A 13,749-nucleotide genomic window follows, 5' to 3' on the forward strand; every position below is an offset into this window, starting at 1 on the left:
GTCAGCCGCATGGATGCGGCTGCCAAGCCTACAAGGACGTACTTGCGGCGTCCCCGCACTCCGACACCGCCCCACCAAACCACGGATGGTCCGCTGTTGCTGTTGCTTCGGCCTTTGCCGTTGCCTGAAGGCCTCTGCGGGCGCCGGGCGCCGCCCGGCCGACTTCCGCCACTTGCGGTGGCGGCGACGGCCCACTAGCCTTCGGCCGTCGTTCACCACCCAAGGACCTCCCGTGAAACACCGTCATCTCCTGCTGGCCTCGGCTGTCGCCGCCGCCACGCTGGCCCTGGCCGCCTGCAAGAAGGAAGCTGCGCCAGGCACCGATAGCGCCAGCAGCAGCGCCCCGGCCGGCGAAACCGCCGACCAGTTCGTGGCCCGCATCAATGCCGAATTCAAGGCCGCCTACCCGGAGATGACCTCGGCGCAGTGGCTGTCCTCCACCTACATCAACAGTGATTCGGAACGCATCGCGGCCAAGGCCAACGAGCGCTCGCTGACCCAGCTCAACAGCTGGATCGAACAGGCCGCCAAGTTCGACGGCAAGCCGATGAGCGAGGACAGCAAGCGCGCGATCCACCTGCTGAAGCTGATGTCCTCGATGCCGGCACCGCGTGACCCGGCCAAGCTGGCCGAGCTGACCCAGATCGCCACCCGCATGGAAGGCAGCTACGGTGCCGGCAAGTACTGCACCGATGCCAACGATCCCAACTCCTGCCGCCAGCTGGGCGAGCTGGAGCAGGTGCTGGCACGCAGCCGCGACTACGACAAGCAGCTCGACGCCTGGCAGGGCTGGCACAGCACCACCAGGAGCATGCGCGGCGACTACCAGAAGTTCGTCGGCCTGGTGAATGAAGGCGCCAAGGGCATGGGCTTCACCGATGCCGGCCAGATGTGGCGCAGCGGCTACGACATGCCGCCGGAGCAGATCGGCCCGGAAACCGATCGCCTGTGGGAGCAGGTCAAGCCGATGTACGAGCAGCTGCACTGCTATGCACGCGGCAAGCTGGACAAGACCTACGGCAAGGACAAGGCCGAAGTGGGCAACGGCCTGATCGCCGCGCACCTGCTCGGCAACATGTGGCAGCAGGACTGGTCGAATTTGTGGGACCAGCTGGAGCCGTATCCGGGTGCCGGTAGCCTGGACATCACTGCAGCGCTTGAAAAGCAGTACCAGACCAACCTGAGCGCGGCGCTGGCCAAGGCCGGCAAGGATGCCAACGTAGCGGCGCAGTACAAGGCACAGCGCGAAGCCGAACTGCGTACCGCCAGGCAGATGACCGAGCGCGCCCAGGACTTCTACGTGTCGCTGGGCATGCCGTCGCTGCCGCAGTCGTATTGGGAAAAGACCCAGTTCATCAAGCCCGACGATCGCGACGTGGTCTGCCACGCCAGCGCCTGGGACATGAACATGGAAGGCGACGTGCGCACCAAGATGTGCATCAAGCCGAACGAAGAGAACTTCACCACCATCTACCACGAGCTGGGCCACATCTATTACGACCTGGCCTACAACCCGCTGCCGCCGCTGTTCCAGGGCGGTGCCAACGATGGCTTCCATGAAGCGATCGGCGACACCATCGTGCTGGCGATGACGCCCAAGTACCTCAGCTCGATCGGCCTGGTTGATGCGCCGACCGAAAGCCGCGAAGCGGTCATCAACAACCAGATGCGCATGGCGCTGTCGGGCGTGTCGTTCCTGCCGTTCGGGCTGATGATCGACCGCTGGCGCTGGGGCGTGTTCGATGGCTCGATCACCGCCGACAACTACAACAAGGCGTGGTGGGACCTGAAGGCCAAGTACCAGGGCGTGGCGCCGGCCAGCACCCGTGGCGAAGAGTTCTTCGATCCGGGCGCGAAGTACCACGTGCCGGGCAACACCCCGTACACCCGCTACTTCCTGGCGCGCATCCTGCAGTTCCAGTTCTACAAGGGCCTGTGCGACGCGTCCGGCTACAAGGGCCCGCTGCATGAGTGCACCTTCTACGGCAACAAGGAAGCCGGCCAGAAGTACTGGGCGATGCTGAGCAAGGGTGCCAGCCAGCCGTGGCAGGCCACGCTGAAGGAGCTGACCGGCACCGACAAGCTCGATGCCGGCCCGATGATCGAGTACTTCACCCCGGTCAACGAGTGGCTGAAGCAGCAGAACGAAGGCCAGATGTGTGGCTGGCAGGCCAACGCGGCCCCGGCGGCGAAATGAGAAAAGGGGCGGGTCCGCAAGGATCCGCCCCTTTCCGGTAGTGCCGGCCGCTGGCCGGCAACTGCACGGTGGACATCTGTCTGGCAGCCGGCCAGCGGCCGGCTCTACCGAAACAGCAATCAAACGAAGGCCAGATGTGCGGCTGGCAGGCCAACGCGGCCCCGGCGGCGAATTGAGAAAAGGGGCGGGTCCGCGAGGATCCGCCCCTTTCCGGTAGTGCCGGCCGCTGGCCGGCAACTACGCGATGAAGGCCCAACGGTCAGCCGGCCAGCGGCCGGCTCTACCGAAACAGCAATCAAACGAAGGCCAGATGTGTGGCTGGCAGGCCAACGCGGCCCCGGCGGCGAAATGAGAAAAGGGGCGGGTCCGCGAGGATCCGCCCCTTTCCGGTACTGCCGGCCGCTGGCCGGCAACTGCACGGTGGACATCTGTCTGGCAGCCGGCCAGCGGCCGGCTCTACCGAAAGGCCTGTCAGCTGTTCTTCTTCGCGGCCATCGCTGCGGCCAGCTCGGCCTTGAATTCCTCGAAGGTCTGGCCCTTCTCCTTCGCTTCGGCCTGCGCGGCATCGCGCAGCGCATCGGAGTACATCAGGCGAACCGGCGTGCCGTTGCGCTCGTGCAGTTCACCGGCCTGCATGATCAGCGCCAGCACCTGCGCAGCGCTCTCGCTGTGGCCAGCGATGCGGCCGTCCATGCCCAGCACCCATTCGCCGTCACGGCGCACGACACCGGCCAGCAGGGTGCGCTGCGCATCGCGCAGCTCGGCATGCGGTTCCACCGGCGATGCCTGCGCGGCGGCCTTGTTGGCGGCCTGCTTTTCCTGGCGACGGCGCTGGTCGCGGCGGGTCTTGGAACTGGTGGACATGGTGCGGTACCGCTGCGAAGGGGGGCGCAAGGATAGCGCACCCCGCCCGCAGCGCTGCTTCACGCGTGCTCGATCCAGTATGGTCAGTCCAGCACCTTGCCGTGCCGCCAGTAGCCCATGAAGGTGATCGCGCGGCGGTCCAGCCCGCAATCGCGCACCAGGTGGCGGCGGATCGCCATCACCGCCCCCGCCTCGCCCGCCACCCAGGCGTACAGCGGCCCGGCCACGCAGGTGTCGGCCTGCTCCCAGAGGATCTGCGTATCGACGTCGATCTCCTCCAGCGCATCGCCAGCAGCCACGCTTGAGGTCGCTGACAGCCGTTCCTGGACCGCCTGCAGCAGCGGCTGGCCATAGGCGGCCTGCCCACGCGGCAACCACACCAGCTCGGCTGTGCCCGGCGCTTTCAACGGCACCGCATCGCCGGCCTGGGCCACTTCCAGCAATGCCAGCGTGCGCGGCGGATCAGGCATGTCCGCCAGCTCTTCGAGGATGCCCGCCACCGCAGGCAACGCCGTTTCATCGGCCACCAGCAGTACCTGGCCGACACCGGCTGGCGGCTTCCACTCCCAGCCTTCGCTGCTCTCGGCACAGTCGGCATCGGGGGCCAGCAACACCACGCGGTCTCCCGGCCGTGCATGCATGGCCCAGCGCGAAGCGGGTCCGGTCACCCCGTGGATGACGAAATCGACGTCGACCTCGCCCTGCTCCGCACGCAGCTGGCGGATGGTGTAGGTGCGCATCGGCGGGCGCTGATCGTCCGGCAGCGCCCGGTAGCGCGGGTACCAGTCCTCGCCGCTGGGGACCTGCGGCAGGTCCTGGCCGGGCAAGGGGAAGAACACCTTGATCCGCTGGTCCGGGCCTTCGGTCTTCATCCGCGCCACGTCGGCGCCAGTGAATACCATGCGGTCCAGGGAAGGGGAGAGAACGCGGCGCTCCTTCAGCGCCACCTCGAACAGGCGGTAGGTCTGCTGCGCAGCCATGGGGGAACCTCATGCAACGACATCGGATTGGCTGGCTGTCGTGCATCCACGCACCGGCTGGCTGGAATGCCCAGCCTAGTCCGGTTGTCCGCGGTTGCAAGGATGTGCCGGCATCCCCGTCCGCCCTACCCCTGCACGCTGCTCAGTGACCCGTGCAGACTGCCTGCGCCGCGCGTTCACGCTGGTGTTCCCAGTACCAGAACACGAAACCAGCACCGAAGAACGCCGCCTGGCCCAACGCCAGGTGCAGCGGGCTGGCGCTGAGCAGCGGCGACACCACGCCGGCCACCACGGTGCTGATCATCAGCTGCACGAACGCCTGCAGCGACGAGGCCAGGCCGCGCTGGTGCGGGTACATGTCCAGCACCGCCAGCGCCAGGATCGGGAAGATCAGCGCCATGCCCATGCCGCCCAGGAAGATCGGCAGCACCGCCCACGGCAGCACGAACTGCGGGGCCAGCGCCACGTAGCCGACGTTCAACAGCACCGACAGCGCACACAGGCCGAAACCGATGGCGACCTGGCGGGTAGGCGTGGTGTGCCCGGCCATGCGCCCGGACAGGAACGAGCCGGTGGTCATGCCGCCGATGGTGGGGATGAACAGCCAGGCGAAGCCGCCCTCGCCCAGATGCAGGTGCTGCATCACGAACACCGGCGCCGAGGAGATGTACAGGAAGATGCCACCGAAGCCGATGCTGCCGGCCAGCGCCAGGCGCAGGAAGCGCGGGTTGAAGCCGATGCGCAGGTAATCACGCATCAACGTGCGCGGCGACAACGGCACGCGCGCTTCAACCGGATGGGTCTCCGGCAGGTAGCGTGCAGTGGCCGCCAGCAGGACCAGCCCGAACACCACCAGGAACCAGAAGATCAGCGGCCAGCCGGCGCCACTGAGCAGGATCCAGCCACCGATGATCGGTGCGATGGCCGGGGCGATGCCGAACAGCATCGACACCTGGCTCATCAGGCGCTGCGCGTCGTGGCCATGGTAGAGATCGCGGATCACCGCGCGGCCAACGATCATGCCGACACCCGCCGACAGGCCCTGCAGCGCGCGGAACGCCAGCAGCGTGGTCAGGTCGGTGGACAGCGCGCAGCCGACCGAGGCGCCGACGAACACCACCAGGCCGCCGAGGATCACCCGCTTGCGGCCCCAGGCATCGGACAGCGGGCCGTGCGCCAGGCTCATCAGGCCGTAGAACAGCAGGTACACGCTGATGGTCTGCTGCACCGCCACTTCGTCCACCGCCAGGCGCTGGGCCAGCTGCGGGAACGCCGGGAAGATGGTGTCGATCGAGAACGGACCGAACATGGCCAGACCGGCGAGCAGCAGGGCCATGCGGCGGGTGGAGGGAGCAACAGCGGCGGTCATGGGGAAGGCGTCCGGCAGGGCCATGCGCGGCACGCACGGCGGGCGCCGGTCCCCTTCTGCAGGGACGGCGCCAGATGAATTCGGGTATCCGCCCATCATAGGTGGGGATTGCGCCCGATGCCATGCAGCGGTGCACAAAACGCACGACCGGGCCATCGGCCATTCAGGCGCGGCGGCCATGCCTGGAGGCGGCCGGCGGGCCCGCAACGGGCTATAATCAGCGGGCAACACGGTGGGAGAAGCGGAACACCGCTGCCGAAGGCGCAACGCCCGTAATCGCTCAGGCCCGATACCACCCGTAACAGAACTCTGGAGAGACCGGTTCGATCCGGCGCCGAAGGGGCACGAAGCTGCGGTCCGCCGCGCTTTTAAACTCTCAGGCAAAAGGACAGAGGGGCGCCCCGCAGACCGCCGACCGGCGGCTTGTGCCCGTGCGTGTGCCCTTTCCTGACGGATCCTTCGCCATGTCCCAGAACACCCCTTCCCTGCGTGAGCTCGAGCACCACAATGCGTTCGTCGAGCGCCACATCGGCCCCAACGACGCCGAGATCGCGCAGATGCTCGACGTCGTCGGCCACGCGTCGCTGGATGCGATGACCGATGCCATCGTGCCGGCCAAGATCAAGTCGCCGGCGCCGCTGGCGCTGCCGGAGTCGATGACCGAAGTGCAGGCACTGGCGAAGATCCGTGCGATCGCCGACAAGAACACCGTGCTGCGCAGCTTCATCGGCCAGGGCTACTACGGTACCCACACGCCGAACGTGATCCTGCGCAACATCCTGGAAAACCCGGCCTGGTACACCGCCTACACCCCGTACCAGGCGGAAATCTCGCAGGGCCGCATGGAAGCGCTGATCAACTTCCAGACCCTGTGCGCCGACCTCACCGGCATGGAAATCGCCAACGCCTCGCTGCTGGACGAAGCCACTGCCGCCGCCGAAGCGATGACCCTGGCCAAGCGTTCGGCCAAGTCGAAGTCGGACACCTTCTTCGTGCACGACGCCGTGCACCCGCAGACGCTGGAACTGCTGCGTACCCGCGCCGAGCCCATGGGCATCGTGCTGCGCGTCGGCACCCCGGCCGAAGCGCTGGAAGCGGAAGCCTTCGGCCTGCTGTTGCAGTACCCGGACACCTTCGGCCAGGTCGGCGACTACAAGGCGCTGGTCGATGCCGTGCACGCACGCGGGGGCCTGGTGGCCGTGGCCACCGACCTGCTGGCCCTGACCCTGCTGGCCGCGCCCGGCGAATGGGGCGCGGACATCGTGGTCGGCAACAGCCAGCGTTTCGGCGTGCCGTTCGGCTTTGGCGGCCCGCACGCCGCGTTCATGGCCTGCCGTGACGCCTACAAGCGTTCGATGCCGGGCCGCCTGATCGGCGTCTCGGTCGATGCCCAGGGCAACCCGGCCTACCGCCTGACCCTGCAGACCCGCGAGCAGCACATCCGTCGCGAGAAGGCCACCTCCAACATCTGTACTGCACAGGTGCTGCTGGCGGTGATGGCGTCGATGTACGCCGTCTACCACGGCCCGGAAGGCCTGACCCGCATTGCCCGCCGCACCCATCGCCTGGCCTCGATCCTGGCCGCAGCGCTGCGCAATGCAGGCGTGCAGGTCGGTGGCGACTTCTTCGACACCCTGCATGTCACCGGCGTGCACGCCGATGAGATCCACGCCAAGGCCCGCGCCGCCGGCTACAACCTGCGCGCGATCGACAGCGACTCGGTCGGCATCAGCCTGGACGAAACCACCACCCGCGCCGACATCGTGGCCGTGGCTGCCGTGTTCGGTGCCACGCTGGACGTCGACGCGCTGGATGCCAGCACCGCCGATGCCCTGCCGGCCGGCCTGCTGCGCCAGTCCGCATTCCTGACCCACCCGGTGTTCAACACCCACCACAGCGAGCACGAACTGCTGCGCTACCTGCGTTCGCTGGCCGACAAGGACCTGGCAATGGACCGCACGATGATCCCGCTGGGCTCGTGCACCATGAAGCTCAACGCCACCGCCGAGATGATCCCGGTGACCTGGCCGGAGTTCTCGCAGATCCACCCGCTGGTGCCGGCCGACCAGGCGCTGGGCTACAAGGAACTGATCGACACGCTGGAAGCGATGCTGGTCGAATGCACCGGCTACGACGCGGTCAGCCTGCAGCCGAACTCCGGCGCGCAGGGCGAGTACGCCGGCCTGCTGGCGATCCGCGCCTACCACCGCTCGCGCGGTGAGGAACATCGCGATATCTGCCTGATTCCGGACTCGGCGCACGGCACCAACCCGGCCTCGGCACAGATGTGCGGCATGAAGGTGGTGGTGACCAAGACCGATGCCAACGGCAACGTCGACGTCGAGGACATCCGCCTCAACGCCGAGAAGTACAGCGACCGCCTGGCCGCGATCATGATGACCTACCCGTCCACGCACGGCGTGTTCGAGGAGGAGGTGGTGGAGATCTGCGAGATCATCCACAAGCACGGCGGCCAGGTGTACACCGACGGTGCCAACATGAACGCCCTGGTCGGCGTGGCCAAGCCGGGCAAGTGGGGTTCGGATGTTTCGCACCTGAACCTGCACAAGACCTTCTGCATCCCGCACGGTGGTGGCGGCCCGGGCGTCGGCCCGTGCGCGGTCAAGGAGCACCTGGCCCCGTTCCTGCCGGGCAAGCTGGGTGACAACGGCCCGGTCGGCATGGTCAGCGCTGCCAGCTTCGGCAGCGCCTCGATTCTGCCGATCAGCTGGATGTACATCGCGATGATGGGCCGCGACGGCCTGCGCAAGGCCACCCAGGTCGCGCAGCTCAACGCCAACTACATCGCCAAGCGCCTGGCCCCGCACTTCAAGACCCTCTACACCGGCCGCAACGGCCTGGTGGCACACGAGTGCATCCTGGACGTGCGCCCGCTGGAGAAGACCAGCGGCATCGGCGCCGAGGACGTGGCCAAGCGCCTGATCGACTTCGGCTTCCACGCCCCGACCCTGAGCTTCCCGGTGGCCGGCACGCTGATGGTCGAGCCGACCGAGAGCGAGTCGCTGCACGAGCTGGATCGCTTCATCGACGCGATGATCCAGATCCGCGAAGAGATCACCGCGATAGAAGACGGCCGCCTGGACCGCGAAGACAACCCGCTGAAGAACGCACCGCACACTGCCACCGCGGTGACCGCGAGCGAGTGGACCCACGCCTACCCGCGCGAACTGGCCGCCTTCCCGCTGGCCAGCCTGAAGCAGAGCAAGTACTGGCCGCCGGTGGCCCGTGTCGACAATGTGTACGGCGACAAGAACGTGATGTGCGCCTGCATCCCGGTCGATGCCTACAAGGATGATGAAGTCGAGGCTTGATTCCTCGCTGCATCGGTAAACAGAACGGCCCGCGCAAGCGGGCCGTTTTCATAAGCGCGTGTGGACCAAGGTCCACACCCACAAACATCCGATCACGGATCCGGCATCTGCCCCAGGCTCAACTGCCACGAGACACCGAAGCGGTCCTGCACCCAGCCGTAGCGGTTGCTGAAATCGTAGTCACCCACCGGCATCAACCAATGGCCGCCCTCACCCAGCACGCGTGCGGCACGCTCGAACTGCTCGGCGCCGGAGCACTCCACGAACAGCGAGATCGACGGTGAGAAGGTGAAATCGTGCACGTCCAGGCTGTCAAAGCACAGGTAGTGGGTGCCACCGAGCAGGAAGATGGCCTGTCGGACCTGCCCGGGCACGCCGGCACCGGCGCCGTCCGGATGGCGCTGCATTGCCAGCAGGCGGAAATCGGCGAAGGCCTCGGCGTACAGGGCCAGGGCGGCCTCGGCCTGGCCGGTAAACATCAGGAAGGGGCGACTGCGCAGCATGCGGTACTCCCGGTCGACGGGCCGATGACGGCCCACACGATCAGGATGGCACGGCAGATGTGCAGCCCCCGTGGTAGTGCCGGCCGCTGGCCGGCAGCTTCAGTCACGCCTCGCGCATGCGCCGCGCGATGGCGCTGCCGGCGGCGATCGTGGCGGTCAGCGCCACCATCGACAGGAACTGCAGGCGGGTGTGCGCTTCGCTCAGCAGCAGGCCGAAGATCAGTGCCAGGATCGCCAGCGCACAGACGGTCAGCCACGGGAAGCCGGCCATGCGGAACGGCAGGCGGGTGCCGAGGCGGTCGGCGCGGCGGCGCAGCACCAGCTGCGAAACCAGCGACAGCGTCCAGACCAGCAGGCAGGTGGAACCGACGATGTTCAGCAGCACCGGCAGTACCCGGTCCGGGAACAGCAGTTCCATCACCGTGGCGGCAAAGCCGAACAGCACGCTGGCCAGCACGGCGATCACCGGCACCTGGCGCGGGTCGGTCCAGCCGAGCACGGCCGGGGCTTCGCGGCGCTGCGCCAGCGAAAACATCATGCGCGAGGCGCCGTAGAGGTTGGCATTGAGCGCCGACAGCAGCGCGATCACCGCGATCAGGGTGATGGCCGTACCCGCGCCCGGGATGCGGGCAATATCCAGCACCGCAGCGAACGGCGACTTCAGCGCCTCGCTGGTCCACGGCACCACGGCGATGATCACGCTCAGCGAGCCGATGTAGAACACCAGGATGCGCCAGGCCACGGTGCGGATGGCACGGGCAATGCTGCGCTCGGGATCTTCGGTTTCGGCCGCAGCGACGGCTACGATCTCGGTCCCGCCAAAGGCAAAAACGACAACCAGCAGTGCCGCGCCAATACCGGCCAGCCCCTTCGGCGCGAAGCCGCCATGCTCGGTGAAGTTGCTCAGGCCCGGCGAGGTCACCTGCGGCAGCCAGCCCATCAGCAGCGCCACGCCGATGGCGATGAAGGCCAGGATCGCCACCACCTTGAGGATGGCGAACCAGAATTCGAACTCGCCGAAGTTCTTCACTCCCAGCAGGTTGATCGCGGTGAAGAACAGCATGAAGGCCAGTGCCGCCATCGGTACCGGTATCGCCGGCCAGACCGTGGCAAGAAGCCCGGCCGCGCCTACCGCCTCGGCGGCGATCACGATCACCAGCTGCACCCACCACAGCCAGCCCACGGTGGCGCCGGCGGTGGCTCCCATGGCATCAGCGGCATAGACCGAGAACGCGCCACTGGTCGGCTTGGCCGCCGCCATCTCGCCCAGTGCGTTCATCACGATGATCACCAGCGCACCAGCGACCAGATACGACACCAGAACCGCCGGGCCGGCCGCCTGTACACCCACGCCCGAGCCGAGGAAGAGGCCGGCGCCGATGGCGCTGCCCAGGCCCATCATGATCAGCTGGCGGGGCTTGAGCGAGTGCCCGAGGCGGGACGGCGAAGCGGTCGGAATCGAGTTGGGCATCGGCAGGGCTGGCGGCGGCTACAGGGGCGACACCTTACCCTGTCCCGTGCCCACGGGGATAGGCACAGCGCAGCAGGCGGCTCAGGCCAGCGCCGGCTCGCCGACGTTGCCACCAATACGGGCCCGGTAGGCGCGCGGCGAGAAACCGGTTTCAGCCTTGAACTTGCGGGTAAAGGCGCTCTGGTCGCTGAAACCGCAGGCCTGGCCGATGCAGGCGATGCTGTCGTCACCGTGCAGCAGGTGCATGGCCATCTGGATCCGCAGTCGGGTCAGCACCTGCTGCGGGGTCATCTGGAACACCTTGCGGAAGCTGCGCTCCAGCTTCGACAGCGAGAAGCCGGTGATGTCCAGCAGGGTCTGCATGCGCACGTTCTCGGCGTAGTGCGCATTGAGGTGGGCCAGGGCCAGCCGCAGCTGCTCGTATTGGGTGCCCAGGCTGTCCTTCTGGCCGAGGTCGCGGGATATGCCGATCAGGCCCTCGATGGCCCCATCGACCACCAGCGGGCGCTTGCAGGTCAGGCACCAGCCCGGTTCGCGGTTGGCGAACAGGTGCAGCTCCATCAGGTTCTCGATCACCTCACCGGACAGCACGCGGGCGTCCTGGTCGACGTAGTCCGCGCTGAGGCCGGTCGGGTAGATTTCAGCCGCGGTACGCCCGATCACGTCCTTGCGCGCGCGCAGGCCCAGCCGCCGCAGCATGGTCTGGTTGACGTGGGTGTAACGCCCCTGAAGGTCCTTGATGAAGAACAGCACATCCGGGATGGCGTCGAACAGGGCTTCGATGTCGGCGGGCTCGACTCGCATGGGGCAAGCATACCCGAGCCTGCTTTTGCCTGTACGTTCACCTTTGCCGGACCTCGGTTTAACGGGCTCGGTTCCAGTGTCGTGGTTCTCTTTCAGATCATCCGGAGCCAACGTCCATGGCCGCCAGCAAGCCGACCGGCAAGCGCGCAACCACCCACGCCGAAAACCACTACCGGGGCGACGGTGATGAACTGCACCAGCAGGCCGGGGCCAGCCATCCGGTGATGACCACCGATCAGGGCATCCCGGTGGCGGACAACCAGAACTCCCTGCGGCAGGGAACCCGGGGGCCCACGCTGCTGGAGGACTTCATCCTGCGCGAGAAGATCACCCACTTCGATCACGAACGCATTCCCGAGCGCATCGTGCACGCACGTGGCAGCGCAGCACATGGCTACTTCGAGCTGACCCGATCGCTGAAGGCGCATACCCGAGCGCGCATCCTGACCGAGGTAGGCGTGAAGACACCCGTGTTCACCCGCTTCTCGTCGGTAGCCGGTGGCGCAGGCTCGGTGGACACCCCGCGCGACGTGCGCGGCTTCGCGGTCAAGTTCTATACCAAGGAAGGCAACTGGGACCTGGTCGGCAACAACATCCCGGTGTTCTTCATCCAGGACGCCATGAAATTCCCGGACCTGGTACACGCGGTGAAGATGGAACCGGACCGTGCCTTCCCGCAGGCGGCCACGGCCCACGACACCTTCTGGGATTTCATCTCGCTCATGCCCGAGTCGATGCACATGATCATGTGGGCAATGAGCGACCGTGCCATTCCGCGTTCGCTGCGCATGATCGAAGGCTTCGGCGTGCACAGCTTCCGCCTGCTGAACGAGGCAGGTGAGTCGACCTTCGTCAAGTTCCACTGGCGGCCGAAGCTGGGCATCCAGTCAACGGTCTGGGACGAAGCGCTGAAGCTGCAGTCGGCCGACAATGACTTCCATCGCCGGGACCTGTTCGAGGCGATCCAGCGCGGCGATTTCCCCGAATGGGAACTGGCAGTGCAGCTGTTCACGGAAGAAGAGGCCGACGCATTCCCGTTCGATCATCTGGACCCGACCAAGATCATTCCCGAATCGCTGGTGCCGTTGCAGGTCATCGGCCGCATGGTGCTGGACCGCTGGCCGGACAACTTCTTCGCCGAGACCGAGCAGGTTGCGTTCTGCCCAGCCAACGTGCCACCGGGCATCGACTTCAGCAACGACCCGCTGCTGCAGGGTCGTCTGTTCTCCTACCTCGACACGCAGTTGCTGCGTCTCGGCGGGCCGAACTTCCACCAGATCCCGGTGAATGCTCCGAAGTGCCCGTTTGCCAATCATCAGCGCGACGGCCACATGCAGATGCAGGTTCCCAAGGGCCGGGTGGCCTACGATCCCAGCTCGCTGCAGGACGACACACCACGCGAGACCCCGAGCGGCTTCCGTAGCCACGCCACTGCGGACGACGGTCGCAAGGGGCGGACCCGCGCGGAGAGCTTCGCCGACCACTACAGCCAGGCGCGCATGTTCTTCCGCAGCCTTGAAAAGCCGGAACAGGCCCATCTGGCATCGGCGCTGGTGTTCGAGTTGTCCAAGGTGGAAACGCTGAAGGTGCGGGTGCGTACCGTCAGCCACCTGCGCAATATCGACGACTCACTGGCACAGCGCGTGGCCGACGGGTTGGCGTTGGCTGCACTCCCCGCCCCCGCGCCGACTGCCACCCCGGTGCGGGACATGCCCCCCGCTCCCGAGGTACGCGTGATCGGGCGCAACAAGCCTACCCTGCAGGGTCGCTGCATCGGCATCCTTTTCGATGAAGGCTCCGACGCTCGCATCATTGCCAGCCTGAGCAAAGCAGCCAGGAAAGCAGGTGCAGACGTGAAGCTGGTCGCACCAAAAGTGGGAGGCGCCACGCTCAGTGACGGCAGCGTACAGGCCGCCGATGGGCAACTGGCCGGCACGCCATCGGCCGTGTTCGATGCGGTGGCCGTGGTGCTGAGCGTAGAGGCATCAAAGGCGTTGTCGAAAGAGAGCGCTGCCCTTGAGTTCGTCAGCCAGGCGTGGGCGCACCTGAAGGCCATCGCCAGCGATGCGGGCGGCCAGACGCTGCTGAAGGCGGCAAGGGTCGGCAACGACGCCGGCATCGTCGAAGCGGAAGACGCCAAGGCATTCCTGGCAGCGGCCGCCACCCGCCAGTGGGCGCGCGAACCCAAGCTGCGCCTGCTGGCCTGACTACAACAACAGGAGAACTGTC

At 66.8% G+C, this 13,749-nt stretch carries 9 protein-coding genes and 1 riboswitch; of the genes, 3 read left to right on the plus strand and 6 right to left on the minus strand.

Annotated elements, in window-relative coordinates; genetic code table 11:
* The first annotated feature begins 232 nt into the window (after positions 1-232).
* Positions 233-2,197: a M2 family metallopeptidase gene (locus ACX9OT_RS09440; RefSeq protein WP_459001821.1), complete on the plus strand. Its 1,965-nt coding sequence runs from the start codon at positions 233-235 to the stop codon at positions 2,195-2,197.
* A gap of 471 nt (positions 2,198-2,668) precedes the next feature.
* Here ACX9OT_RS09440 and ACX9OT_RS09445 read toward each other — a convergent pair whose 3' ends face one another.
* The 3 genes from ACX9OT_RS09445 to ACX9OT_RS09455 form a co-directional block, all read right to left on the minus strand.
* Complete coding sequence (locus tag ACX9OT_RS09445) at positions 2,669-3,061, minus strand: hypothetical protein (protein ID WP_008265644.1); 393 nt, start codon at positions 3,059-3,061, stop codon at positions 2,669-2,671.
* Between the two features lie 83 nt (positions 3,062-3,144).
* A complete protein-coding gene (locus ACX9OT_RS09450) occupies positions 3,145-4,041 on the minus strand; it encodes a siderophore-interacting protein (protein WP_071228126.1) in 897 nt (298 codons plus the stop codon).
* A 142-nt stretch (positions 4,042-4,183) separates the two neighbouring features.
* Positions 4,184-5,410, minus strand: a complete 1,227-nt coding sequence (locus tag ACX9OT_RS09455; protein WP_459001823.1) for a multidrug effflux MFS transporter — start codon at positions 5,408-5,410, stop codon at positions 4,184-4,186.
* Between the two features lie 299 nt (positions 5,411-5,709).
* A riboswitch (glycine riboswitch) is annotated at positions 5,710-5,812 on the plus strand.
* 62 nt (positions 5,813-5,874) lie between these two features.
* Here ACX9OT_RS09455 and gcvP point away from each other — a divergent pair.
* Positions 5,875-8,742, plus strand: a complete 2,868-nt coding sequence (gene gcvP, locus ACX9OT_RS09460) for an aminomethyl-transferring glycine dehydrogenase (RefSeq protein WP_459001825.1) — start codon at positions 5,875-5,877, stop codon at positions 8,740-8,742.
* A gap of 92 nt (positions 8,743-8,834) precedes the next feature.
* On the opposite strand, the gene ACX9OT_RS09465 is transcribed toward gcvP, so the two are convergent.
* The 3 genes from ACX9OT_RS09465 to ACX9OT_RS09475 form a co-directional block, all read right to left on the minus strand.
* Positions 8,835-9,245, minus strand: a complete 411-nt coding sequence (locus tag ACX9OT_RS09465; RefSeq protein WP_005410627.1) for a VOC family protein — start codon at positions 9,243-9,245, stop codon at positions 8,835-8,837.
* A gap of 103 nt (positions 9,246-9,348) precedes the next feature.
* Positions 9,349-10,716, minus strand: coding sequence for an amino acid permease (locus ACX9OT_RS09470; RefSeq protein ID WP_107432234.1), 1,368 nt, complete (start codon positions 10,714-10,716; stop codon positions 9,349-9,351).
* 81 nt (positions 10,717-10,797) lie between these two features.
* Positions 10,798-11,520, minus strand: coding sequence for an AraC family transcriptional regulator (locus ACX9OT_RS09475; RefSeq protein WP_032127825.1), 723 nt, complete (start codon positions 11,518-11,520; stop codon positions 10,798-10,800).
* A gap of 116 nt (positions 11,521-11,636) precedes the next feature.
* Here ACX9OT_RS09475 and ACX9OT_RS09480 point away from each other — a divergent pair, with 116 nt between their 5' ends.
* On the plus strand, positions 11,637-13,727 hold the full coding sequence (locus ACX9OT_RS09480; RefSeq protein WP_459001828.1) for a catalase: 2,091 nt from the start codon (positions 11,637-11,639) through the stop codon (positions 13,725-13,727).
* Positions 13,728-13,749: the final 22 nt, after the last annotated feature.

This window comes from Stenotrophomonas genospecies 3 (genome assembly GCF_054473855.1).